Annotated in this window: 25 protein-coding genes and 1 pseudogene; 17 read left to right on the forward strand and 9 right to left on the reverse strand. The window is 68.5% G+C overall.

From position 1 onward, the window contains the following. Positions 1 to 123 precede the first annotated feature (123 nt). From ACJ8AT_RS16475 to ACJ8AT_RS16495, 5 genes are read left to right on the forward strand one after another with little or no spacing between them, the layout of a single operon-like run. A complete protein-coding gene (locus tag ACJ8AT_RS16475) occupies positions 124 to 774 on the forward strand; it encodes a serine O-acetyltransferase (protein ID WP_407738690.1) in 651 nt (216 codons plus the stop codon). Positions 775 to 788: 14 nt separating this feature from the next. Beyond that, positions 789 to 1,763, forward strand: coding sequence for an NAD(+) synthase (nadE, locus tag ACJ8AT_RS16480; RefSeq protein ID WP_407738691.1), 975 nt, complete (start codon positions 789 to 791; stop codon positions 1,761 to 1,763). Between the two features lie 2 nt (positions 1,764 to 1,765). Then, a complete protein-coding gene (gene asnB, locus ACJ8AT_RS16485; RefSeq protein ID WP_407738692.1) occupies positions 1,766 to 3,778 on the forward strand; it encodes an asparagine synthase (glutamine-hydrolyzing) in 2,013 nt (670 codons plus the stop codon). Further along, complete coding sequence (locus ACJ8AT_RS16490) at positions 3,775 to 5,331, forward strand: class I adenylate-forming enzyme family protein (RefSeq protein ID WP_407738693.1); 1,557 nt, start codon at positions 3,775 to 3,777, stop codon at positions 5,329 to 5,331. Before asnB ends, ACJ8AT_RS16490 begins: the two co-directional genes overlap by 4 nt. A gap of 14 nt (positions 5,332 to 5,345) precedes the next feature. Next, complete coding sequence (locus ACJ8AT_RS16495; RefSeq protein ID WP_407738694.1) at positions 5,346 to 5,615, forward strand: acyl carrier protein; 270 nt, start codon at positions 5,346 to 5,348, stop codon at positions 5,613 to 5,615. 24 nt (positions 5,616 to 5,639) lie between these two features. Here the strand turns inward: ACJ8AT_RS16495 and ACJ8AT_RS16500 are convergent, their stop codons facing one another. Then, positions 5,640 to 6,914, reverse strand: coding sequence for a Stp1/IreP family PP2C-type Ser/Thr phosphatase (locus ACJ8AT_RS16500; protein ID WP_407738695.1), 1,275 nt, complete (start codon positions 6,912 to 6,914; stop codon positions 5,640 to 5,642). A gap of 120 nt (positions 6,915 to 7,034) precedes the next feature. Then, positions 7,035 to 7,652, reverse strand: a complete 618-nt coding sequence (locus ACJ8AT_RS16505; RefSeq protein WP_407738696.1) for a hypothetical protein — start codon at positions 7,650 to 7,652, stop codon at positions 7,035 to 7,037. A gap of 92 nt (positions 7,653 to 7,744) precedes the next feature. Between ACJ8AT_RS16505 and ACJ8AT_RS16510 the strand changes: the two genes are divergently transcribed. The 8 genes from ACJ8AT_RS16510 (at position 7,745) to ACJ8AT_RS16545 (ending at position 14,702) form a co-directional block, all read left to right on the forward strand. Next, positions 7,745 to 8,383, forward strand: coding sequence for a BMC domain-containing protein (locus ACJ8AT_RS16510; protein ID WP_224242749.1), 639 nt, complete (start codon positions 7,745 to 7,747; stop codon positions 8,381 to 8,383). Positions 8,384 to 8,447: 64 nt separating this feature from the next. Next, positions 8,448 to 8,750, forward strand: a complete 303-nt coding sequence (gene eutM, locus ACJ8AT_RS16515; RefSeq protein ID WP_407738697.1) for an ethanolamine utilization microcompartment protein EutM — start codon at positions 8,448 to 8,450, stop codon at positions 8,748 to 8,750. 56 nt (positions 8,751 to 8,806) lie between these two features. After that, a complete protein-coding gene (locus tag ACJ8AT_RS16520; RefSeq protein WP_407738698.1) occupies positions 8,807 to 9,097 on the forward strand; it encodes a EutN/CcmL family microcompartment protein in 291 nt (96 codons plus the stop codon). Between the two features lie 8 nt (positions 9,098 to 9,105). Further along, entirely contained in the window at positions 9,106 to 9,294 is a 189-nt protein-coding gene (locus ACJ8AT_RS16525; protein WP_407738699.1) for a hypothetical protein, read from the forward strand. Positions 9,295 to 9,335: 41 nt separating this feature from the next. Next, the gene (locus tag ACJ8AT_RS16530) at positions 9,336 to 10,865 is read left to right on the forward strand and encodes an aldehyde dehydrogenase family protein (protein WP_407738700.1); all 1,530 of its coding nucleotides are present in this window, start codon (positions 9,336 to 9,338) and stop codon (positions 10,863 to 10,865) included. After that, positions 10,858 to 11,424: a BMC domain-containing protein gene (locus ACJ8AT_RS16535; protein WP_407738701.1), complete on the forward strand. Its 567-nt coding sequence runs from the start codon at positions 10,858 to 10,860 to the stop codon at positions 11,422 to 11,424. The genes ACJ8AT_RS16530 and ACJ8AT_RS16535 overlap by 8 nt, the downstream gene beginning before the upstream one ends. A gap of 214 nt (positions 11,425 to 11,638) precedes the next feature. After that, positions 11,639 to 13,177, forward strand: coding sequence for an ATP-binding protein (locus tag ACJ8AT_RS16540; protein ID WP_407738702.1), 1,539 nt, complete (start codon positions 11,639 to 11,641; stop codon positions 13,175 to 13,177). Positions 13,178 to 13,280: 103 nt separating this feature from the next. Continuing rightward, on the forward strand, positions 13,281 to 14,702 hold the full coding sequence (locus ACJ8AT_RS16545; protein WP_407738703.1) for a DUF3943 domain-containing protein: 1,422 nt from the start codon (positions 13,281 to 13,283) through the stop codon (positions 14,700 to 14,702). 29 nt (positions 14,703 to 14,731) lie between these two features. On the opposite strand, the gene ACJ8AT_RS16550 is transcribed toward ACJ8AT_RS16545, so the two are convergent. Further along, positions 14,732 to 15,301, reverse strand: a complete 570-nt coding sequence (locus tag ACJ8AT_RS16550) for a DUF4136 domain-containing protein (RefSeq protein WP_407738704.1) — start codon at positions 15,299 to 15,301, stop codon at positions 14,732 to 14,734. Between the two features lie 120 nt (positions 15,302 to 15,421). Beyond that, entirely contained in the window at positions 15,422 to 17,332 is a 1,911-nt protein-coding gene (locus ACJ8AT_RS16555; protein ID WP_407738705.1) for a glycoside hydrolase family 15 protein, read from the reverse strand. Between ACJ8AT_RS16555 and ACJ8AT_RS16560 the strand changes: the two genes are divergently transcribed. Continuing rightward, on the forward strand, positions 17,331 to 18,041 hold the full coding sequence (locus ACJ8AT_RS16560) for a hypothetical protein (protein WP_407738706.1): 711 nt from the start codon (positions 17,331 to 17,333) through the stop codon (positions 18,039 to 18,041). The two genes, ACJ8AT_RS16555 and ACJ8AT_RS16560, sit on opposite strands and share 2 nt — an antisense overlap. A gap of 6 nt (positions 18,042 to 18,047) precedes the next feature. On the opposite strand, the gene ACJ8AT_RS16565 is transcribed toward ACJ8AT_RS16560, so the two are convergent. Together ACJ8AT_RS16565 and ACJ8AT_RS16570 are read right to left on the reverse strand one after the other, a co-directional pair. Beyond that, positions 18,048 to 19,190 (reverse strand): chemotaxis protein, encoded by a 1,143-nt coding sequence (locus ACJ8AT_RS16565; RefSeq protein ID WP_407738707.1) that lies wholly within the window; start codon positions 19,188 to 19,190, stop codon positions 18,048 to 18,050. 25 nt (positions 19,191 to 19,215) lie between these two features. Beyond that, positions 19,216 to 20,280: a hypothetical protein gene (locus tag ACJ8AT_RS16570; RefSeq protein ID WP_407738708.1), complete on the reverse strand. Its 1,065-nt coding sequence runs from the start codon at positions 20,278 to 20,280 to the stop codon at positions 19,216 to 19,218. Between the two features lie 193 nt (positions 20,281 to 20,473). Between ACJ8AT_RS16570 and ACJ8AT_RS16575 the strand changes: the two genes are divergently transcribed. Both ACJ8AT_RS16575 and ACJ8AT_RS16580 read left to right on the forward strand, forming a co-directional pair. Beyond that, positions 20,474 to 20,650, forward strand: a complete 177-nt coding sequence (locus tag ACJ8AT_RS16575; protein ID WP_407738709.1) for a hypothetical protein — start codon at positions 20,474 to 20,476, stop codon at positions 20,648 to 20,650. Positions 20,651 to 20,671: 21 nt separating this feature from the next. Continuing rightward, a complete protein-coding gene (locus tag ACJ8AT_RS16580) occupies positions 20,672 to 21,643 on the forward strand; it encodes a hypothetical protein (protein ID WP_407738710.1) in 972 nt (323 codons plus the stop codon). 1 nt (position 21,644) lies between these two features. Here ACJ8AT_RS16580 and ACJ8AT_RS16585 read toward each other — a convergent pair whose 3' ends face one another. Next, on the reverse strand, positions 21,645 to 22,241 hold the full coding sequence (locus ACJ8AT_RS16585) for an outer membrane beta-barrel protein (RefSeq protein ID WP_407738711.1): 597 nt from the start codon (positions 22,239 to 22,241) through the stop codon (positions 21,645 to 21,647). 342 nt (positions 22,242 to 22,583) lie between these two features. Between ACJ8AT_RS16585 and ACJ8AT_RS16590 the strand changes: the two genes are divergently transcribed. Continuing rightward, positions 22,584 to 23,246, forward strand: a complete 663-nt coding sequence (locus tag ACJ8AT_RS16590; protein ID WP_407738712.1) for a DUF4142 domain-containing protein — start codon at positions 22,584 to 22,586, stop codon at positions 23,244 to 23,246. Positions 23,247 to 23,383: 137 nt separating this feature from the next. Here ACJ8AT_RS16590 and ACJ8AT_RS16595 read toward each other — a convergent pair whose 3' ends face one another. Together ACJ8AT_RS16595 and ACJ8AT_RS16600 are read right to left on the reverse strand one after the other, a co-directional pair. Next, on the reverse strand, positions 23,384 to 23,602 hold the full coding sequence (locus tag ACJ8AT_RS16595; RefSeq protein ID WP_407738713.1) for an MbtH family protein: 219 nt from the start codon (positions 23,600 to 23,602) through the stop codon (positions 23,384 to 23,386). A 40-nt stretch (positions 23,603 to 23,642) separates the two neighbouring features. Continuing rightward, positions 23,643 to 23,822 (reverse strand): annotated as a pseudogene (locus ACJ8AT_RS16600) (hypothetical protein); the annotation flags it as partial.

A 23,822-nucleotide genomic window follows, 5' to 3' on the forward strand; every position in this document is an offset into this window, starting at 1 on the left:
CCTCAGGGCTGTTTTTATCGAGGCACATGTTCCCTACCTTGCGCAGGTCGCTGGGGGGTCTCAGACATGGATGCATTATCACTGTGGAGCCTGGGACGAAGGCTGGCGCAATGGCGCGTGCCCTTGGCTTCGCGAATCGTGCGCAAGCTGGGGACCCTGCTCTACAGCGCATATCTCCCCGACGAGGCGGAGATCGGCGAGCACACGGTGCTCGGGTACAGCGGCATCGGGGTCTTCATCCATCCCCGAGCGCGCATCGGCCGGCACTGTTTGATCTCGCATTTCGTCTCCCTCGGAGGCATGGGCGGCAAGGAGGGAGCACCGGTCCTCGGGGACTACGTGCGCATCGGCACGGGGGCGCGGATCCTGGGCCCGGTCCGGATCGGTGACTTCGCGGTGGTGGGCGCCAACTCGGTGGTGGTGCGCGACGTGCCCGCGGGCACGGTGGTCTTCGGCATCCCGGCCCGGGTGGTGCGGACCTTGTCGGATCCCGCCGGGGACTACGAGCGGGAGACGGGGCTGCCCGTCGCGGTGGCGGATCGTGATCGCGCCCCGAGGCCCCGGCCCCAGCGCTCCAGGCCGCCCGGCGCATCCGTGTCCGGGCGCAACGAGCTCCGGACGGATGAGGATCCAGGCCTGTTCGACATCGGCGCACCACTGCTCTCCGAGCAAGAAGCACCGGCCCCCAAGCCCCCGCCCGTGCCCCCCCCGGAGTCCGTCACGCTGGAGTGGCCCGCCGGCGAGCCCTCCCCTCCGGATTCCCCCACGACCTGAGAAAGGACACCCCCATGCTGTCTCCCCAGATGCTTGCCATCAACGCTCCCGCGGTCGTGGAGCAGATCTCTCAATCCATCCGGACCCAGGTGCTCGGCACGCTGCGCCGGCGCGGAGTCGTGGTGGGGCTGTCCGGAGGCGTGGACAGCGCGGTGGTGGCGGCGCTGTGCGTCCGCGCGCTCGGGCGCGACAAAGTGCTCGCGCTGTTCATGCCCGAGCGGGACAGCTCGGAGGACGCGCTCCGCCTGGGACGCCTGGTGGCGGACAGGCTGGGTGTGGAGTCGCTGGTGGAGGACATCACCGCGGCCCTCCACGGCGTGGGCTGCTATCAGCGCCAGCAGGAGGCCATCCGCCAGGTCTTCCCCGAGTACGACGAGGGGTGGCGCTGCAAGCTGTCCCTGCCGCCCGTCCTCGAGGGGGAGCGCCTCAACGTCTTCCAGCTCACCGTGCAGGGACCGGACGGCGCGCAGCAGACCCGCCGGCTGCCCGCGAGCGCCTACCTCCAGCTGGTGGCGGCCACCAACTTCAAGCAGCGCCTCCGCAAGATGATGGAGTACTACCACGCGGATCGCCTGCACCGCGCCGTCGCGGGCACTCCCAACCGGCTGGAGTACGACCAGGGCTTCTTCGTGAAGCAGGGGGATGGGGCGGCGGACATCAAGCCCATCGCGCACCTCTACAAGAGCCAGGTGTACGCGCTGGCCGAGTACCTGGTCCTGCCCGAGGAGGTGCGCAGCCGCCCGCCCACCACGGACACCTTCTCGCTGCCGCAGACCCAGGAGGAGTTCTTCTTCTCGCTGCCGTACTCGCAGATGGATCTGTGCCTCTTCGCGCATGACCACGGCTTGCCGGAGGAGAAGGTCGCGAATGCGCTCGACCTGACGGTGAAGCAGGTGTCCGCGGTGTACCGGGACATCGAGGCCAAGCGCCGCGCCACCCGTTACCTGCACGCGCCGCCCCTGCTCGTCCAGCCACGGCAGGAGGGCTGAGCATGTGCGGCATCGCGGGAGTGTTCTCACTCGAGGAGGGGCTGCCTCCACCGACAGTCGAGCAGCTCGGCCGGATGGCGGCGGCGTTGCGGCACCGGGGGCCCGATGCGTCCGGCCTCTTCCGCGATGAGCGTACCGGCCTGGCGCACACGCGGCTGGCCATCGTGGATCCGGCGGGTGGGCAACAGCCCCTGGGCAACCCCGAGGGCACGGTGTGGCTCGTCTTCAACGGTGAGATCTTCAACCACGTGGAGCTGCGCGGAGAGCTGGAGAAGCAGGGCCACACCTTCCGGACGCGCTGCGACACCGAGGTGGTGCTGCAGGCCTACGAGCGCTGGGGGCCCTCGGCCTTCGAGCGCTTCGAGGGACAGTGGGCCGTGGCGCTGTGGGACTCGCGCGAGCGGAGGCTCGTGGTCTCGCGGGATCCGCTGGGCATCCGGCCCCTCTACCTCTGTGTCCACCGAGGGCGGCTGTACCTCGCCAGCGAGGTGAAGGCCCTCTTCGCGGCAGAGCCCTCCCTGCGGCGCGAGCTGGATCCCGTGGGCCTGGACGAGACGTTCACCTTCTGGAGCACCGTCGCGCCGCAGACCGTGTTCCGCGGCATCACCGAGCTGGAGCCGGGCCACACGCGCATCTACAGCGCCAGCGGGGTGCGGGATCATTGCTACTGGCGGCCTCGCTTCCCGCCCGAGGTGGAGCCGTTCCCGGGCTCGCTCACCGAGGCCGCGGAGGCCGTGGGTCAGGCCCTGCGCAACGCGGTGCGATTGCAGGTGACACGCGCGGATGTGCCCGTGGGCAGCTACCTGTCGGGAGGCCTGGACAGCTCGCTGGTGGCGGCGATGGGCCGCCAGATGGTGCCTGGGCCCTTCTACACGTTCTCGCTGCGCTTCGCCGACGCGGAGTTCGATGAGACGGAGTACCAGCGCCTGGTGGCGCAGCGAATCGGCAGCGAGCACCGGGAGCTGCTCGTCTCGCGAGCGGACATCGCCCAGGCCTTCCCGCAGGTCATCACTCACACCGAGCGCCCCCTGCTGCGCACCGCGCCCGTCCCCCTGTACCTGCTGTCTCAGCTGGTAAGGGACTCGGGGCTCAAGGTGGTCCTCACCGGCGAGGGCGCTGACGAGGTCTTCGCCGGCTACGATCTCTTCCGCGAGGCGAAGGTGCGCCGCTTCTGGGCGCGGCAGCCCCACTCCACGCTGCGGCCCCTGCTGCTGTCGCGGCTCTATCCGTACCTGGCTCGCTCTCCGGTGAACGAGCGCGCCATGGCGCAGCGCTTCTTCGGGCGCAACCTCGCGGGCTGGCGCTCGCCAGGGTTCTCTCACGAGCCGCGCTGGAACACGACCTCGGCCCTCAAGCGCCTCTTCAGCCCCGGGACTCGGGAGGCCTTGCAGGGAGTGAACGCCATCGATCGCCTGCGGAGCTCCCTGCCCGCGGCCTTCGAGCGCTGGGAGCACCTCGCGCAGGACCAGTACCTGGAGATGCGCACCCTGCTGTCCGGCTACCTGCTGTCCGCGCAAGGCGATCGGGTGCTCATGGCCCACTCGGTGGAGGGGCGCTTCCCCTTCCTGGATGCCAGCGTGGTCGCGCTGGCCGCGGCGCTGCCGCCCTACTTCAAGCTGCGCGGCCTGGACGAGAAGCACGTGCTCAAGCGCGCGGGCCGAGCCTGGCTGCCGCCCGCGATCCTGGAGCGAAAGAAGCAGCCCTACCGCGCCCCGGACGCCAGCTGCTTCTTGGAGCCTGTGGCGAGGGGATGGGTGGAAGAGCTGCTCTCCGAGCACTCGCTCGCGGACAGCGGGCTGTTCGAGCCACGCGCGGTGGAGCAGCTCTGGCGCAAGTGTCTGGCCCAGGGAGACCGAGCCCCCCTGTCCAACGCGGACAACATGGCCCTGGTGGGCGTGCTCTCCACCCAGCTCCTCCACTTCCAACTGGTGCGCCGCGCTCCCGACTGGAGCGCCACCGCCCGCCCCGACTCGCTGACGGACCTCCTGACCCCATCGATGAGAGCAATCCCATGACCGAAGCCATCCCCCTCCTCCATGACTACCTCAGCCACTCCGCGCGGCGCCTACCGGGCAAACTGGCTCTGGTGTGCGGCGATCGCCGCCTCACCTACGCCGAGCTCGAGCTGCGCTCCAATGCCCTGGCCCATGCGCTCGTGCGCCGAGGAGTGACGCGCGGAGACCGCGTCATCGTCTTCGCGGAGAACACCGTCGAGGCCGTGATCTCCTTCTGGGCGGTGCTGAAGGCCAACGCGGTGGTGGTGATGGTCAACCCGCAGACGCGTGCGGACAAGCTGACCTACTACCTCAACGACTGCCGCGCCGCCGCGCTCATCTCCGAGGCACGCCTCTCCTCCGAGTTCCTCCCCGCCATGGCTCGGACGCGCCACCTGCGCGCCGCCATCATCGCCGGCACCCTGCCCCCGCCATTGGTGGACGGCTCCGCGCCGCTGACGTCCTGGGAGGATGCGCTCTCCGGCGAGATCTCCGCCGTCCCACTCCCACGCCAGTGCATCGACATGGATCTGGCCGCCATCATCTACACCTCGGGCAGCACCGGCGAGCCCAAGGGGGTGATGCTCACCCACCGCAACATGCTCACCGCCGCCACCTCCATCTCCACCTACCTGGGGATGGTCGAGGACGACGTGGTGATGAACGTGCTGCCGCTCGCGTTCGACTACGGCCTCTATCAGCTCATCCTCACCACGCGCGTGGGAGCACGGCTGGTGCTCGAGCGCTCCTTCGCCTTCCCCGCCCGGGTGCTCACGAAGCTCGTGCAGGAAGGGGTGACGGGGTTCCCCGGCGTGCCCACGATCTTCTCCATCCTCGCGGAGATGAAGGGCCTGTGGGGTCAGGACTTCTCCCGGCTGCGCTTCGTGACGAACACCGCCGCGGCGCTCTCGCTCAAGCACATCCGCATGCTGAAGGAGCTCTTCCCCCACAGCCGCATCTATTCCATGTACGGGCTCACCGAGTGCAAGCGCTGCACGTACCTGCCGCCCGAGGATCTGGAGCGCAAGCCCACCAGCGTGGGGATCCCCATCCCCAACACCGAGGTGTGGGTGGTGGATGAGCACGGCCAGCGGGTGGAGCCGGGCCAGATCGGCCAGCTCGTCGTGCGAGGCGCCACGGTGATGCGCGGCTACTGGGAGAAGCCCGCCGCCACCGCCGAGCGCCTCAAGCCCGGCCCGCTCCCGGGCGAGTCCGTCCTCTACACGGGAGATCTCTGCCGCATGGACGAGGAGGGCTACGTCTACTTCGTCGGGCGCATGGACGACATCATCAAGTCCCGCGGCGAGAAGGTGGCGCCCAAGGAAGTCGAGTCCACGCTGATGAACATCCCCGGCGTGAAGGAGTCCGCCGTCATCGGCGTGCCGGACCCGACGCTCGGCCAGGCCGTGAAGGCGTTCGTGGTGCTCGAGCAGGGCGCCACGCTCACCGAGAAGGAGCTCCAGCGCGAGTGCCTGCGCGCCCTGGAGCCCTACGCCGTGCCCCGCTACATCCAGCTCGTCCCTCAACTGCCGAAGACGAGCACCGGGAAGATCAAGAAGACGGAACTGAGCTGACGGAGGACACCGGTATGCAAATCCAACGCGTGCTGTGGCAGTTCATCACCACCAACTTCTATCCGGGCGAGAACTTCGTGCTCACGGATGACGTGTCCCTGCTCGACTCGGGGCTCATCGACTCGACAGGCGTGCTCGAGCTGATCACCTTCCTCGAGGCCGAGTTCGGCATCACCATCGACGACACGGAGGTGGTGCCCGAGAACCTGGACTCGCTCGGCCGCATCACCGCGTTCGTGGCGAGCAAGCAGGCCGCGCGGGCCCCACGCGCTCAACTCGCGTGAGGCCACCGGCGGCCACGCCGAGGCTCACTCCTCGGCGAAGGGCTGGACGGACTGCGCCACGGCCAGCTCCTGGCGAGCCTCGCTGAGCTCCGAGTTCGTCGCGCGCAGCCGGTCCGACAGCACCTGCACGAAGCTCCAGAGCATCTTCACCGCGAGGATGGACTCGCGCTTCATCAGGCTCATCAGGTCCGGCCGGGAGATGACCATGGTCCGCGTGGGCTCGGTGGCGCGCACCGTCGCCGAGCGCGGCGCGTTGTCGATGAGCCCCATCTCGCCGAAGTGCCCACCGGCGCGCAGCTCCGCGATCTCCACGCCGTTCTTCTCGATCACCACGCGGCCGCGGATGACGACGAACAGCTCCTCGCCCGGCTGGCCCTCCACGACGATCTCCCGCCCCGCGGGGAAGGTGCGCGTGGTGGCGATGGACAGCACCGCCGTCTGCTCCTTGTAGGTGAGGTGCCGGAAGAGCGGGATCTTCCGCAGCGCCTCCATGCGCGACTGCGCCTCGCTCGTCTCCTCGCTGGCCACCGCGCCGTCGCCGGCCACCTTCACCACCACGGCGGTGATGTTGTCCTTGCCGCCGCGCTCGTTGGCCGTGTCGATCAGCTTCTTGGGCAGCTCGCCCGCCGCCACGGTGCTCACCAGCGGCAGCATCTCCTCGTCCTCGATGTAGCCGTGCAGGCCATCCGAGCAGAGGATGAACACGTCGCCCGGCATCAGGTCGACGATCAGCGTGTCCACCTGCACGGACTCCTGGATGCCCACCGCGCGAGTAATCACGTTGCGGTACTGCGAGCTGGCCGCCTGCTCCTTGGTGATGGTGCCGGCCTTGAGCTGCGCGGCCACCAGCGTGTGGTCCTCGGTGAGCCGGTGGCACTGCCCGTGGCGCACCAGGTACACGCGCGAGTCACCCACGTGGCCGATGACACCCTTGTTCCCGCTGAGCGCCAGGCACACGAAGGTGGTGCCCATGCCGCGCTTGGCCGCGTCCGCCAGGGCCATGCGGTAGATGTCCGCGCACGCGCGCTGGATGGCCACCTCCACCAGCGCCGCCGCCGCCGCGCGGCTGTCCTGCGATGGGTTGGAGGCCAGATCCTTCAGCAGGTGCTTGTTGGAGGTGATGTGCTGCTTGACCACCTCGGTCGCACGCGCGCTGGCCACTTCGCCCGCGGCGTGGCCGCCCATGCCGTCAGCGACGATGTAGAGGCCCAACCCCGGGTCCACCAACATCGCATCTTCATTGTGCTGGCGCTTCCGGCCGACGTCGGTCAAACCGAACGCTTCTGTGGTCAATGCCACTGCGACACTCCCAAGGACTCCGAAGGATGGCTGCGCACGTTACGCAGCCTGCCGAAGACCTGGCAAGGTGGACCCCCCAAACCCGGCAACGGCCACCCGGTCATAGGCGACTCGTGGGGGTCAACGCCAGTCCGCGAAGAGCCCCAGCAGCGCCCCGCCCGCGAACAGCCGGGCCACGCTGTGCTTGCTGTAGCTGAAGGGCTCGCCATACCCCCCGCTCACCCCCAGGACGACCGGCCCAAACGTGTAGCCCACCTGAATCCGCCCCTCCACCAGCCCCACCGTGTAGTGCTCGTTGTCCACGTTGGTCAGGTGCGCCCCGTACCAGAGGGGCCCGCCCGTCACCTGGAACCCCCAGTGGATTCCTTCTCGATCCTGGTTGCGGTAGCCGAACCCCGTCATGACGGTGTGCTCATAAAAGGTGTGAATGGGGATGTCGTATCCCTCGATGGCGGTGTCCGGCAGCGCCACCGCGTAGCCAATGCCCCCTTCCAGCAGGAACACCAGCGCATCCTGGCGATCCTCGAAGAACGTGAATTGCCACTGGAGCCGGGGCTGCGGCGTCACGGCTCCACCGCGGAGGTACGTGCCGAGAAAGGCGGCGCGAGGCAGCCAGAAAGGCGTCCGCCCGGCCTTATGGAAGGTGGGCACGTCGGGGTCCGGAGAGACGTCGGAAGCCGTCTGGGCAGACGCGGACAGCCCGAACAAGAGGGAAAACAGGAGCAATTTGCGGGACATGCCACCTTTCCGCCACCACAGACGGCGCTTGTCAACGAAGTGTTCGGAACGCTATAGCAGCGACCTCCACCGGCTGTACCGGGAGGCTGCTTTTGGCCACGTCGCTCCGGGCGTTCGTTTTCCTCGACTCACTGCAGCCGCAGCTGGCCGCGCACATCTGCACGACGTGCCGCGGCTACTTCCCGGTGCCCTACGTGGCGTCGATCTTCGTGGAGATTGCCCCAGGCATGGCGATCCACGGGCTGATCGACACCGCGCTCAAGAGCACGCGGGTGCACCCGGCCACCCTGGTGGTGGAGCGCGCCTACGGCATGCTCGAGGTGCACCACGAGGACAAGGGCGAGGTGCGCAGCGCCGGTGACGCCATCCTCACCCACCTGGAGGCCAAGGAGGAGGACCGGATCAAGCCGAAGCTGGTCTCCAACACCATCATCCGCGGCATCGAGCCGATGCACGCGATGATCCTCGACAAGATCCGCTTTGGCTCCATGATCGAGCCGGGCCAGTCGCTCTTCATCCTCGAGTGCGAGCCCGCGGCGTACGCGGCGCTGGCGGCCAACGAGGCGGAGAAGGCGGCCAACGTGAAGCTGGTGGATGTCACTCCGTACGGCGCCTTCGGCCGGCTCTACATGGCGGGCGATGAGGCGGAGATCGACGCGGCGGCGGCGGCGGCGGTGGCAGCGCTCAAGGGCATTACCGGCAAGGAGCCGGCGTCCTTCAAGGACAAGTGATTCGGCCGGCCCTCACGGGACGGCGTGACGTGGTTTCAGCGCAGCAGCGGAGAGGAACACACAGATGGCGGATGCACTCGGGCTGATCGAAACGAAGGGCTTCGTCGGCATGGTCGAAGCGGCGGACGCGATGGTGAAGGCGGCCAAGGTGGAGTTCGTCGGCTACGAGAAGATCGGCGGCGGCTACGTGACGGCCATCATCCGCGGCGACGTGGCGGCGGTGAAGGCGGCCACCGAGGCCGGCGCGCGTGGCGCCGAGCGCGTGGGGGAGCTGGTCTCCGTGCACGTGATTCCGCGTCCCCACGGCAACCTGGACATGGTGCTGCCGCTGGGCCGCAAGGGCGCCGCCAAGGCCGAGAACACCTGAGCCCCTGGGCCCTCTCCTTCTGGGAGCGGGCCGGGTGAGCCAGCCAGGAGCCGCGCATGCTGATGGGAAAAGTGGTGGGGACGGTGGTCGCCACCCGCAAGGAGCAGGAGCTCGAGGGCCTGAAGCTGCTCGTGCTTCGCGGCATGGACCTGGAGGGCAAGGTGAACGGGCCGGTGGTGGTGGCGGTGGACGCGGTGGGAGCGGGCGTGGGCGAGGTGGTGCTCTACTGCTCCGGCTCCAGTGCCCGGCAGACGAAGGTGACGAAGGACCGCCCCGTCGACGCGACCGTCATGGCCATCGTCGACCAGTTGGAAGTGGGCGGAACACTGAAGTACGTCAAGGAGTAGGCACCCCCATGCCAGTCGTGAAAGTCCGGGCCTCCAAGAGCCCGGCCAAGGGCAACTCCCTGGTCCGCAAGGTGACCGAGACGACGAGTGATCTGCTCGCGCAGAGCGATCGCGTCCTCGTCGTGTACGGCAAGGAGACTGCCAGCATCTACTACGAGGGTTCGGAGCTGCCCCCGTCCCTGCCCCGCGCCTCGTGAAGTGAAGCGGCGGGCGCCCTGCCCCGCCGGGAGCCCTGCCGATGAGCCTCGACTCGAAGCAAATCGACGCCATCGTCGATCAGGTGGTCCGCAAGCTCTCCAAGGAGCTGTCGGATCTGCCCCAGCCCGTCCCCGCCCCCGCGCAGCCGCCGCATGGCCACGCCGATGACCGGCGCGGCAGCGAGCGCCGCTACGGCACCGCTCCCCTCACCCCCGAGGCCCGGCCTCCCGTGCCCACAGGCCGCGCGGCCGCCTTCCACCGGGGCCGCAAGGGCATCTTCGATGACTTGGATGCCGCCACCGAGGCCGCCCGCGCCGCCTTCGAGATCTGGAGCGAGGCCCCGCTGGAGCTGAGGGGCCGCGTCGTCGAGGCCATGCGAGAGACGACCCGCCGCGCCGCCCACGAGCTGTCCGAGATGGCGGTGAAGGAGACGGGCCTGGGGCGCGTGGAGGACAAGATCAAGAAGAACCTCCTGTGCGCCAACAAGACGCCGGGCCCGGAGATCCTCCGGCCCGGGGCCTTCACCGGCGACCACGGGCTGGCGCTGATCGAGCGGGCGCCCTATGGCGTCATCGGCTCGATTACTCCGACCACCAACCCCACCGAGACGATCATCAACAACGGCATCGGCATGATCGCCGGGGGCAACGCGGTGGTGTTCAACGTGCACCCGAGCGCCAAGCGGGTGAGCGCGCACCACATCCAGCTGCTCAACGAGGCCATCGTCTCGGCGGGCGGCCCGGAGAACCTGCTGTGCGCGCTGGCCGAGCCGACGATCGACTCGGCCCAGGCGCTGATGAAGCACAAGAACGTGCGCCTGCTGGTGGTGACGGGCGGGCCGGCGGTGGTGCGCGCGGCGATGAACTCGGGCAAGCGCGCCATCGCGGCCGGCCCAGGCAACCCGCCGGTGGTGGTGGACGAGACGGCCCACCTCGCCCGCGCGGCCAAGGACATCGTCGACGGCGCGTCGCTGGACAACAACATCGTCTGCATCGTGGAGAAGGAAGTGTTCGCGGTGGCCTCCATCGCGGACGAGCTCAAGCAGCAGATGGAGCGCCACGGCGCCTTCGAGGTGACGGGCGCGGCCATCCACCGGCTGGAGAAGCTGGTGGTGCACGACGGCCACCCGGTGAAGGACTGGGTGGGCAAGGACGCGGAGAAGATCGCCGAGGCCGCGGGCATCCGAGTCCCTCGGGGCACGCGGCTGCTGTTCGCGGAGGTGGATGCGACGCACTCCTTCGTGCAGGCGGAGCTGCTGCTGCCGGTGCTCGGCTTCGCGCGCCTGCGCAACGTGGAGGACTGCATCGCCGCGGCCGTGCAGGCCGAGCACGGGTTTGGCCACACGGCGACGATGCACTCGACGAACCTGGACAACCTCAGCGCGATGGCCCGCATCATCAACACGTCCATCTTCGTGAAGAATGGCCCCTCGTTCGCGGGGCTGGGGATGACGGGCGAGGGCTACACCTCCTTCACCATCGCCTCTCCCACGGGTGAGGGGCTCACCACGGCGGTGAACTTCACCCGCGAGCGGCGCTGCACCCTCAAGGACTCGTTCCGCATTGTCTGAGCCCACGCCACTTCCCGGCCCCGCGCTGGCGCTGCTGGAGCTGGACTCCATTGCGCGCGGCTACGTCGTGGCTGACGCGGTGGTGAAGCGCGCGACGGTGACGCTGTCGCTGGCCGAGGCGGTCACGCCGGGCAAGTACCTGCTGCTCTTCTCCGGCGAGGTGGCCGAGGTGCAGGAGTCCTTCCAGGCCGGCGTGGAGGCCGCGGGCCGCACGCTGCTGGACAAGCTGCTGCTGCCCATGGCGGCCCAGGGGCTGGTGGACGGGCTCCAGGGCCGCTTCCCCGGCACGTTCGGCGAGAGCGTGGGGATCGTCGAGACGCACACGGTGGCGGCCGCGCTGCTGTGCGCGGACGTGGCGCTCAAGCGGGCCGACGTGGTGCTGGAGCGGCTCCAGCTGGCGCGCGGAATCGGCGGCAAGGGCGTCTTCGTGCTGGCCGGAGAGCTTCACATGGTGGAAGCAGCGCTCGAGGGCGCCGCCACCGCGGTGGAGTCCCACCTGCTGCTGACGACGGAGCTCATCCAGCGCCCCAGCCCCGAGCTGCGCGGCCGGGTGCTCTAGTTCCCCACGCTCCCGCTGATCCGACTTCAGCGGAGCGCGTCCCCCGCACGTCCGGCACCTGACCGAAGGCTCATTCGCCACGTCTGCTGGTCGACGGATATGGGCCCCTCAGGATTTCCCGTACTCCCGGTGTTTCAAGGCCGAGGGTACACATTTCCACATGAATCACGTGCACGCCCCTGCCGTAACGGAGGAAAGAGAATCGGAACATCCTTTGCAGCGGCAGACCGTGCCGGGCGTGGCTCGTGAGCCGGCCGTCGCGCAGGCCCCGGAGCTGCCCTACCGCGAGCTCTTCCTGGCCCTGGCCGAGGAGCTGCCGGACGCGATCTTCACCAAGGATCTCCAGGGGCGCTACACGTTCATCAACAGCGCGGGCGCGCGCTTCATCGGGCTGCCCGCGGAGAAGATCCTCGGCCGCAAGGACAGCGCGCTGATGGGGCCGGAGGAGGCGCGGAACACGCAGGAGTTCGATCGGCAGACGCTGCTGGCCGGGCGCATCCTCCGCGCGGAGATGAGCGAGTGGATGGCGGGAGTGCGGCGGGAGTGGCTGTCCACCAAGGGAGTGCTGCGGCGCCCGGATGGGCAGGTGATGGGGCTGTTCGGCATCAGCCGGGATCTGTCGGATCACCGGCGCAGCGAGGCGGCCCGGAACCAGAGCGAGGCGCTCTTCCGGACCGCGACCCAGAGCAGCTTCGATGCGTTCTTCATCCTCCGCAGCGAGCCCGAGGGGCTGCGTCTGCTGCACGTCAACCCCCACGCCGAGGCCCTGCTGGGCTGCGAGGCGCGAGCGGCGGAGGGGCGCCTGCTGTCCGAGTTTCCCCACGCGGCGTTCATCGCGCCGCTGCCGCTGTGCCAGGAGGTCTGGCGGACGGGAAAGCCGCATGACGAGGAGCTGAAGCAGGTGCTCCCGGGGCATGGCCACCGCTGGTTCCGCCGCCAGCTCAACGCGGTGGGCGAGTGCATGTCCGTCATGGTGAGGGACATCACCGAGCACCGGGAGAACGAGCTGCGCCTGCGGCTCAACGAGCGGATGGCCGCGGTGGGCATGCTGGCCGCGGGGGTGGCGCACGAGATCAACAACCCGCTGGCCTTCGTGCTGAGCAACCTGCACTACATCGAGAAGGAGCTGCACCGGCTGAAGCTCGTCCAGAGCGACATGGGCGAGATGATGGAGGCCATCACCGACGCGCGCGAGGGCGCCGAGCGCATGCGCGGCATCGTCCAGAGCCTGCGGGCGCTCGCGCGGGGCGACGCGGTCACCACCCAGCCGCTGGATCTTCACGAGGTGCTGGACAACTCGGTCCAGCTCGCGTGGGGGCGGCTGCGCAGCCGAGGGCACCTGGTGCGCGACTACAGCGATCTGCCGCTGGTGCTGGGCAACTCGGTGCAGCTCTCCCAGGTGTTCGTGAACCTGCTGGTGAACGCGGCGCAGGCCATGCCCGACTCGGGCGGCGGAGAGATCCGGGTGGTGACGCGGCAGCACAGCGCGTCGATGGTGCGCGTGGAGGTGCACGACACCGGCTGCGGAATCCCCGCGGAGAACCTGGAGCGAATCTTCGAGCCCTTCTTCACCACCAAGCCGGTGGGAGAAGGCACGGGCCTGGGGCTGTCCATCAGCCACGATCTCGTCCGAGGGCTGGGGGGAGAGCTCTCCGTGAGCAGCACGCCTGGAGTGGGCACCACCTTCCGCGTCCTGCTCCCGGTGGCCTCCGAGGCCGTGGACGAGGCGCCCACGCAGGAGGAGGTGCACTGATGGCCGGGCGCCTGCGCGAGCCGAGGCCCAATGTCCTGCAGCGGCAACCTCCCCCGACCTTAGGGGCATTGGGGCGCGAGCCCCAGTGCCTCAGCATCCCTGTGTGAGCATCCCCCTCTCCATGCCTCCGCTGGCGCTCCTGCTCGCGGTCATGGGCACAGCCCCCGAGAGGGCGCTCCCGTTCCCAGCGGATGCGCCGCTCGCCTTGCGTGAAGAGCCCTCGAGCCAGGGAGCGGCCCCGGCCTCACAGCCCGCGGAGCCACCTCCCGCCCCGAGGCTCTGGACCTCGCTCGGCGAGGTGACCGCGATCAACGTGGGGATCTGGCTGACTGACCGATACTTGCTCAATAAAGAGTGGGCCCACGTCACCCTGGAGTCCTTGGGGCAGACCCTGCGCGCTGGCTTCGTCTGGGACACCGACAACTTCGGCACCAACCAGTTCGCCCACCCGTACCACGGCAGCCTCTACTACAACGCCGCGCGGGACAACGGCTTCGGCTACGTCGGCTCCAGCCTCTTCACCTTCCTGGGCAGCGTCCAGTGGGAGCTGCTCTCCGAGACGGAGCCCGCGGCCATCAATGATCTCGCCAACACCAGCCTCGGGGGAATCGCCCTGGGCGAGATCCTGTACCGGCTCTCCTCGGAGGTGCTGGATGACAGCACCACAGGCCTTGACCGGGTCGGCCACGAGCTGGCCGCGGCCGTGCTGAGCCCCAGCCGCGGCTTCAACCGCCTGGTGCACGGCGAGTCGTGGAGGGTCGGCTCGGAACCGCGTCAAGAGCCGCCGTTTCACCGCCTCCTCCTCGTGGGGCAGTTCGGCTACCTGAAGCTCGCGAACGGCACAGCCGTGCTGCAGGGCACGGATCAGCTCTTCGCGCAGATCGTCATGCGCTACGGCGACCCGGTGTACGCTGAGATCAACAAACCGTTCGACGCCTACTCGGTCGAAGCGCAGTTCACCACCAAGGAGCACCGGCTCGTCAGCCATTCCCAGATACGAGGCGTGCTCGCGTCCACCCCGCTGCTGAGCACCGAGTCCTCCCGGCTCGTGCTGGGCGCGCTCCAGCACTTCGACTACACGAACGTCCAGGCCTACGAGGTCGGCGGCCAGTCCTTCAGCGGCAGCCTCCTCTACGCGCGCCAGCTCTCCCAGGTGGATTCCTTGCGCGCGGCGCTCCACCTCAAGGGCGTGGTGCTCGGGGGGATCTCCAGCGAGCACTCCGTCAGCGTGGGCCGCAACTACGACTATGGCCCTGGCCTGGATCTCCAGCTCGAGGCCCGGTACCTGTACCGAGGCTGGGAGATCGCCACCGCCGAGGCGGGGATGGCCTGGCTTCACACCCTCAACGGATCCAAAGGCCAACACCTGACCCTGGCGGGCAAGGTCCAGGTGGACTTCCCCATCTACCGCTCGCTGGGGGTGGGCATGGCCGGCACCCTCTTCCAGCGCAACAGCTTCTACCGCAACTTCCCGAACACCATCCAGAACACCTCCCAGCTCCGCGTCTTCCTCTCGCTGCATTGAGGCGCCCACGGCCGTGCTGAGCGCGCCTCCTACTCGCCGGGCTTGGGCGGGAAGTCCTCGAGGATCTTGTTGATGGCCTCGCCGAGCCTCTTCTGCTTCTCCGGGGCGGTGGAGTCGTTGGACAGCTCGGCCTGGGCCGTGCCGCGCCACACGAGCTTGTTGCTGGCCGCGTCCACCACGTCGATGATCAGCGTCCCCTGGTCGTACTGCCGAACGTAGGTCGACGGCGCCGCGGCGCCCGCGTAGTAGGGGGCATACCCGGGACCCCAGCCGTAGCCGTAGTACGTGTCCACGGTCTGGATATCGAGCTTCCGGTCGATGGCGCCTTGCCAGCCGAGCCGGAAGTCCGGGTTCTGATCGACGAGCCGGTAGCCACGGGACTGCAGTTCCCGGTCTACCGCCTGCTTCACGTTCGCCTCGACGACGTCGTTATAGACGCGCGTGTCCTTCCCTTGCGGCCTCGCCAGCCAGGAGTAGGTGCGGTACTGCGACAACTTGCCGACGGCGCTGGGATCGTAGTTCGTGTTGGTCTCGATGCCCGCACAGGCCACGAGCGCCAGCGTCAAGAACAGCAATAGGGAGCGAAGCGGGTGGGACATGCTGCCTCCGTGTTCACGGCCCGGCGGGCCTGTTTCAGTCATCACATTGGAGACGATCCGCTTGAGACCCTAGCTGCGCCTGGCCAACCGCCACCCTGCTCGCAGGGTGCGCGGTGCCGCTTACGCCGACGGCGGCGGAGCGGGCTCGGCGTCACGCCCGGCATCCACGCCGGGCACCACGGCATCCTGCGCGGGCATCTGCGTGGGCCGCTGCTCCTGCGTGAGGATGTAGGCGCAGTTGACGAGGGCCAGGTGGCTGAAGGCCTGGGGGAAGTTGCCCACCTGCCGCGAGTGGCTCGGCAGGTACTCTTCCGCCAGCAGCCCTACGTCGTTCCGCAAGGCAATGAGCTTCTCGAAGAGCGCGCGGGCGTCGTCCTTCCGTCCCATGATCTGGTAGGTGTCCGCGAGCCAGAACGAGCACGCGAGGAACGTCCCCTCCTCCCCCGACAGCCCATCCACGCTCTCCTCGGTCCGGTACCGGAGGACGAGGCCCTCGGGCATCAGCTCCTCCTCGATGGCGCGGACCGTCCCCACCACCCGGGGATCGTTCGCCGGCAGGAAGCCGGACAGGGGAATGATGAGCAGGCTCGCGTCGACCCCCTTCGAGCCGTAGTACTGCGTGAAGGTGTTTCGCTTGGGATCGTATCCCTGAGAGCACACCTCATCGAAGATGGTCTTCCGCAGCTCGATCCATCGGGCGGCGTCCTCCTCGAGCTGGAACTTCTGGATGGCGCGGATCCAGCGATCGATCGCGACCCAGGCGGAGACCTTGGAGGCGGTGAACGGGTGCTCCGGTCCTCGCATCTCCCAGATCCCGCGGTCCTTCTCCCTCCAACGCCCCGCCACGACGTTCGCGATCCGCTGCAGCGCATTGGTGGCGCCGAGGGGGACCTCGCTGGATCCCTCGACTGCCGCGTAGAGGACCCCCGCGAACTCGCCAAAGACGTCGAGCTGGAACTGATCGTAGGCTCCGTTGCCGATGCGGACCGGCCGAGAGCCCTCGTAGCCCGAGAGCCAGCCGAGCTCGACCTCGGTCAACCGCCGCTCCCCGCGGATTCCGTACATGATCTGAACCTCGCGCGCGGCACCGCCTATCGCGGTCACCAGCCACCTGGAGAAGCGCTCCGCTTCCGAGCGCAGGCCGGCGCGCAGGAGCGCGCTCAGCATCAGCCACGAGTCGCGCAGCCAGCAGAACCGGTAGTCCCAGTTCCGCGCGCCGCCCAGCGTCTCGGGCAGGCCGAAGGTGGGCGCCGCGACGATCGCGCCCGTGGGCTCGAAGGTGCACGCCTTCAGGGTGAGCAGCGAGCGGATCACCACGTCCGCGTACTTGGACGGAGGGCGGATCCGCGAGGCCCAGTCTTCCCAATACCGCTCGGTCTCTCGCAGGGCTGCCTCCGGATCGATGGGCTTGGGGACCGCCTCGTAGGGGCGTGCCCACGACATCACGTACGCGATGCGCTGCCCTGCCCGCACGATGAACTCCTCCGAGAACGCGGGAAGGCCATCCCCCGAGCCGCCATGGAGATAGAGCCCATCCGGGCCCGCCACGGCGCCTCGCGCGCCATCGTATTGGGCCACGCGCGGGCGCGTGAGGCCATGGGCGAACCGAGGCTTGAGCTCGGCGCGGATCGGGACCTCTCCTCGAATCCCCTCGATGATGCGCACCACCCGCGGAGCACCCGCGCGGACGGGCATGAAGTCGATGAGCCGGACCGCGCCTCCGTCCGTCACGAACTCGGTCTCGAGGATGAGCGTCTTCCCCCGGTATTTCCGGCGGACCTCCCGGACCGGGACACTGGGAGCGATCTTCCAGCGGCCGTTCTCGGGGGTGCCGAGGAGGGCCGCGAAGCACGCATCCGAGTCGAAGTCCGGCAGGCAGAGGAAGTCGATGGAGCCGTCTCGAGCCACCAGGGCAGCGGTGTGAAGGTCTCCGAGCAAGGCGTGATCCTCGATGAGCAGCCGAGGCTCCTCGCGGTTCTCGCCCGCCCAGCCCGTACGAGGCGCTTCGGTGGTGCGTGAGGTCTCAACCATGGCGATCTCCTTGGGCCCCACCTGGGGGCTCTCGCTATTGCAAGGTGGGTTTCCCTGGACGGGTGCGCCACGACGCTTCCAGGCACGCCTGTCGCCGTTGGGACAGGGAGAGCACCTGCCCGTGTGCGTACCTTCAGCGTGGGGGCTCGCCATCCCGCTCGCCCGCGAGATGGAGGCCAAGGCTGCGCTCTCACCGCCGCCCGGCCTCTCGCGCCACCGGGCAGGGCCGCCAGGAAACGCCGGCGAACTTACATTCGAGATCGCGTGTCTCAGCTTTGTAAGAGGAGAAGCCTATGGAGCGAGGTCCGAGATGGCAGACGTAGGATTCTGGGAAGGACTCGTGCGCGGCCTCTCAGGGAAGGGCCAGTTTCGCCTGATCCTCCAGCCCGCGATGGCCCTCTTCCTCGGGCTCCGCCTTGGCATCGCGGACGCCAAGGAGGGCAAGGCGCCGTTCCTCTTTCGCTTGTTCACGACGCGGCACGGGCGATGGACGGTGTTCAAGCAGTCGTTGTCGGACGCCGCGATGCCATTGATCCTGGCGCTGATCATGGATGGGATCCTCCAGTACCTGACCCTCAATCGCGTCCGCCCGCTGCAGGCGGTCGTCGTTGGCGCGTTGCTGGTGTGGTTGCCGTTTTCGATCATGCGCGGGCTGACGAACCGGGTCTGGAAGCACGCCCACCCAAGGAAGGCCGCGCGGGCCAGCTGAACCCTTTCAGGGCAGGGAGGCCCTGGTCCGACGCCAGCCCCAGACCAGCAGCGCCGTGAGGAGGAGGCCTCCCAGCACCAGCAGGCCCGTCAGCGCCAGCAGCCACCGGAAGACGCGGTCCACCAGGCGGTCCGTCCGGTCGAAGGTGTGGTCCACCCAGCGGTCGCCCATCGCATCGATCTGCTGGAGCGCCTCCACGCGCTCGGTGTGGAGGGCCGCCAGCACCGCCTCGCGCTCATGCGCGACGTCCGTCATGAGCGCCTTCCTCTCGCCGGAGGCGAACTCCTGAAGCGACAGGCGGCTTCGATCCAGCCCGTCCAGCACGGCCACGCGCTCGCGGGCGACCAGCGCCGGCACCCTCTCGGCCAGCCCGCCCATGCGGTCGAGGATGTCCACCGTGCGGCCCATGTCGTCCACGGCCGACTGGAGCGAAGGAGCGCTGGCGGCCTGCCCCATCAGCAGCTCCGCCTGCCAGCGGGCCTCCCGGGGAAGGCTGGCGGCGTACAGGTCCACTCGGGTGGCGATGTCCCGGGTGTCCTCCATCAGGATCGCCGCCGCGCCCAGCGGGCTCACCCGGGAGATGTCCGTGACGGTGGCCAGCAACGGCACGGTGGACTCGCGCGTGATCAGAGGCCCGGTGAGCGGATGCTCCGCGGCCCACGCGTGGACGCGCTCACGGGCCTGGGAGACATCCTCGTTGCCCGAGAGCTCCTTCCAGAGCGCCTCCACCTCCCCCTCCAACCCTTCGAGCGACTTGTGGGCATGGGCTATCAGCTCCGGCGGCGCATGGGCCGCTCGCTGCGGCAGCACATCCTGGAGCTGGGCCAGCAGCGCCCAGGCATCCACGAGGGAGGCCACAGGATCCGGCTGGAGGAGCGCTCCCTGCATCGCGGGCACGGCATTGCTCTTGAACTCGAGCATCGTCCGCCGCATCTCCTCCTCACCCGAGCGCTCGGCGATCTCGTCCGCCGCGGTCTCCAGCACCGCGGGGAAGCGCCGGGCCATGTCCCGGACGCGGGTGCGCAGCGCGCCCACGGAGAGATCGGATTTGCCTACGCGCTCGAAGAGGGGCGAGCGCGGCTTCACGGTCGCGCACGCCGTGGAGAGCGCGGCCAGCAAGACCGCCAGGCCCTGGGCACCCCGGCTCATGGTCACGCTCCGGCGGGGCTCGGGCTCACCAGATGTAGCGGAGGACGAGCTGGCCATAGTCGAGCGTAGGATCCCCAGACAGGAGCTCCTCTCCGAGCGTGCCAACCCCCCGCAGAGGCTCGGCGTGAAGCGTGGTGGCCAGCCCCACGCCGAGCTGCAGGTGGGGGCGGCCCGTGTAGTAGACGCCGAGCGCCACCGTGCTGGCCCCCAGGCTCCTGTCCGCTCGGTTCTCCTCGTGATCGCGGCCCGCGATGAGCTGATACTCGCCCATCACCCCCACGGGGACGCCCTTCGGGCCGAAGTCCGCCGCGAGCGCGAACGCGAGCAGGACTCGCAAGGCGTCACCCTTCTGGGTGACTCGCGTATCCAGCATCCCGCTGAACGGCTTGCGCGTCAGCCAGCCGTACTCCATCGCGGCCGAAGCCTGCAGCGAGAAGAGCGCGCTGAAGGCCTGGGCCAGATACAGGCCTCCCCTCACGCTCATCTCGGAGGTAGGCACGACGATGAGCTCCCTCAGATTGCCATCCAGCACGGCCCCCACCGTCTGCACCGGGCTGGTCACCAGCCCATTCAGGAGCGGGTTGATGTTGATCTCTGCTCCGTCTTGATAGCTGCCATGGGCTCTGAAGGAGAGCTGCGTGCCTGTCTTCTCGCTGCGCAGCAGGCGCGCCACCCCGCCAGCCTGGCCTACCAGGCTCCTCTGGGCGCCACCGAGCAGGAGTTCGGTCGGGGTGGCCCCCATGACGAGGGTGCCCCGCGCGAAGCCCTCGAGCCCCAGCCAATCCGTGAGGCCCAATTCCAGCTCCAGGGTCTGCTGGAAGCCCTTGAGGGAGACGTCCCTCAGCCCCAGCGTAATGACAGGCAGATCCGGTACGTCGAAGAACGCCACTCCCTCATGGAGTCCAAACTGGGTGGTGATGAGCGCGCTCTGCTGGAGGATGGGGTACAGGAAGGTATGCCCGCCAAGCTGCCTTGAGTGGGCCACGTGACACGTCTCGGCCCCAGCGCCAGGGGAACACTCGGGCGCCTGCGCACCGGCAGCCGGAACGGCGCTCAGGATCAGCACCAGGGACAAGGTCTCGAGGTTCATCGCCGCGAAGAGTGGGAGCGAGCACGCCAGGCGGGTATTGCCCCGTGGCCGCCCGCACATGTGCAGGGCGGCACGATCTGGGGAGCGGTGGCTCGCCGGTAGGACGTGCAGGGCGAGAGCCCGTGTAATGCCTGCGCGGGCGCTCATTGCCATCTCATCCCTGTGGGGGCCCCAAGCCCGAGGAGGACAGAAGATGGCGACCCGGCGCGAGGTGATGGGTGAACTCTTGGCACTGTTGCTATTACCCCTGACGGGGACCCAGGCGCTGGCCCAGGCGCCCGCCCAAGCCCAAAAGGCTCAGCAGGAGCGTGTTGCCTTCAATGGGTCGTTCGGGGCTTGCCTGGGCGGGCGCGGCTATTCCGTGAAGTAGCGGCGGCGGACAGGGGGGCGAATGGGGAACGAGCAGCACACAGGGGCCGTCGCGGCGCTTCGCAACCTGGCCTTGTCGCTGGAACGCCTTGCGGCCAGCGAGGCCGCGAGCGGTGCGGTGCGCGGTGCGGCCGACGGGCTGCGCAAGGAGCTTCCAGCGCTCGACGGGCAGTTGCGCACCCTGGTCCAGGATGCGCTCACGGTGCTCGGGCGGCTGGCGCATGAGGCGGCCGAGCACGAGCGCGTAGAGCCAGGGGCCGCGGCCCACACGCTGGCGGCCGCGGCCATGCGGGGAGCGCTCAAGGTGCTGGAGGAGGAGTGGCGGGATGGCGGCTTGCCCCTCCGTGCCTTCATCCGGAACCTCGATCACCTCTTTGACGTGGTGGTGGAGTTCGCCCACTCCCGCACCCGCGAGATTCTCGAGCCGGGGGAGCGGGCCCGGCGCATGGTCCAGGGCTTGGTGCAAGAGGCCTCCGCGCAGCTGCACACGGCGTTGCCGACGCTCGCGGAGGACGCGCGGGTGCTGGCCCCGCTGGGGACGGAGGTGGCCTCCCGGGTCGGCCAGGGGCTCGTCGAGGGCATCGAGTCGAAGCTCCGTGAGGACTCCGATGCGCTCATGGGCCTGCTCGAGCGCGCCGGCCGGAGCGTGGTGCGGGGGCTGGCCGCGGGCATCCGCGATGAGCTGGCGTCCAGCCCGGTGCCCCCGGGCGAGGCCCTGAGCGCCTCCCTGGAGAAGCTCGCCGAGCGCTCCTCTGCCGCGGCCATCCGGGGCATGAGCGGAGCGCTGGAGGAGGATGGGCGCCGCTGGCTGGACGCCCTGCGGAGTGGTGGGGCGCTCCGGCGGTTGAGCCGGGAGATCACGGGGGGTGTGATGGAGGCGCTCGGGGCAGGACTGCGTCGTCCCCTGCTGTTCGTGGCAGGGGCGGGAGGTGCGCTGGTGGCCCTGTCCTGGCGGGCGGTGCGCGGGCGCGGCCCATGGCCGCGGAAGGGGTGAATCAGAGGCGGAACCCGAACACGATGGGCAGGTACTGCCCCGTGGCTTTTTTCGGCCCATCCGGGGTGTCGATGTCGCCACTGAAGATGTAGTGGTAGCGCGCCTCCGCATAGAGGCTCATGGGGCCTCCCGCCAGTTGGAGCGACACCCCGAGCCCGGCGTTGAGCCCGAAGTCCGTCCTGCTCCTCGAGCCCAGCACGTCGGTGACCGTGACGGGCGCTCCGTAGCAGTAGAACAACCAGGGATCGCAATAGGGCGCGACGGTCGTGCCCAGGACCTCGGTTATCTGCACCCTGCGGTAGTAGATGCCGGGGCCTCCCACGACATAGATGCCGAAAGGCCGCGGCTGCACGATCTTATAGATAACGTTGAGATCGCCATACTGCATGACATGGTTACCTTGGACGCCACTGATGTCCAAGAGGTTGGATTTGATGCCGTAGCCGCTGTACAGGTACTCGGCCTGAAGGCCCAGCCGGCCCATGAAGTAGTAGGTGCCGCCCAGCTGGAAGGATCCCCCCGTCTGGAAGCGGTCGCCTGCATCCGAAAAGGGGATGGAAAGCCCACCGCCGATGTTGAAGCCGACGTGGGGGACCAAGGTCTCGTCTTTTGGCGCGAGTGGCAGGGGCGCCCCCGGCTCCTCGGCCAGCGCAGGCCGGGCACCTACGAGAGTGATCACCCCAAGCGCTATCGCGGAAATGAGACGCATGGACTTCCTCCTTAGGCCATGCAGGGTAGGAACAGGGGAGACCCCAGGCCATGCGACCCCAGTGTGACGGAAAAGCTCATCTCCATGCTTTGGAGGACGGAGCTTGCCCTGGAGGGATGGAGGAGGAGCCATGCCAGCGCCCGCGGTCACGGCCAGGGGGCCTTGTGACTCCCCGCATCGCATCCCAGCTTTCTGCGCGAGCCATTGGAGGCGAACGGAGGGTCTGACTCTATGAAGATGAGACGCTATCTGCTGGGAACAGGGCTGATGATGATGATCGGGCTGGGGGGAGCATGCAGCCACGAGAGCAAGTACGAGGCCGCGAGGAAGACGGGGCAACAGGTCGGCGAGGCTGTCGCCACCAAGGTCCAGTTCGCGGATCAGTTCGCCATGCTCGACAAGAAGGAGGTGGCCCTGGGCAAGCTGGCCTTGAAGAAGTCCAGCAACTCCCAGGTGCGTGCCTTCGCGCACCAACTGATCGAGAACCACGAGCAGCACCTGGCCAGCTTGGATTCGTACGCTGACGCCTCGGCGCTCCGTCTGGCCCAGATCGATCTCTCCACGGAGCCTGGCGTGGGCGGCTCGGGCGGACCCGGCTCCATCGGCGTCAAGGAGGCCGCCAAGAAGCAGTCCGCGCAATATGACGAGAAGCTGGACAAGCAGATCGAAAACTTCAAGGGACAGCTCCGAGATCTCTCGGCGAAGAGCGGCTCGGAGTTCGACAAGGACTTCCTGGCGCAGATCGAAAAGGACCAGAAGACTGGGACGGAGCTCACCGAGAAGGGCCTGAAGGAATACAGCGATGACGCGTCGCTCGCCCTGCTGCTGGGCAGAAACGCTCCGATCTTCGAGCGCCAGCTGGAGCAGGCCAAGGCGCTGAGCGCGTCAATCTAACGGGCGTTCGACTCGCGATGAGCCCAGGCGTGGGCCGGATGGGGGGCTGCTTCCTCTCCCATCCGGCCGTGATGGCAAGGGCTTAGCCCGCGAGGACATCTACGCAGGGGCCAAACTCCGCCACCCCTCATCGTCCATCACCCCTGGCCCTGCTGCTCCGACATGCGCTTGCGCAGACTCAGCGGGCGCATGTCCGTCCAGACCTCCTTGATGTAGGCCAGACATTCCTCTTTCGTACCCTGCTTCCCCGCGTCCTTCCATCCCAGCGCGTTCTGCCGATCTGCTGGCCAGATGGAGTACTGCTCCTCATGGTTGACGACGACCTTGTACAGCGTCTTGTCCTCTTCCGCGCTCATCTACACTCCCTTAGTTCGAGTTTCGCAGTTTTAGAGCCGGTCACGCGGCCACCGCGCGCAGGGTATCGGGCAGCAGGACCAGGAGGTTTTGACGATCCTGCTCGTTGGCAGGGTTCGCCGAAACCGCCGGCCGCAGGCATGAGTAGCGAAGGGTGGCGAGCATGTCGGCAAAGGAGGGGCGCACCTTGTGGCGGTACCAAGGACGGCACGGCGGCTTGTA

Source organism: Hyalangium sp. (assembly GCF_045802625.1).
GTDB lineage: Bacteria > Myxococcota > Myxococcia > Myxococcales > Myxococcaceae > Hyalangium.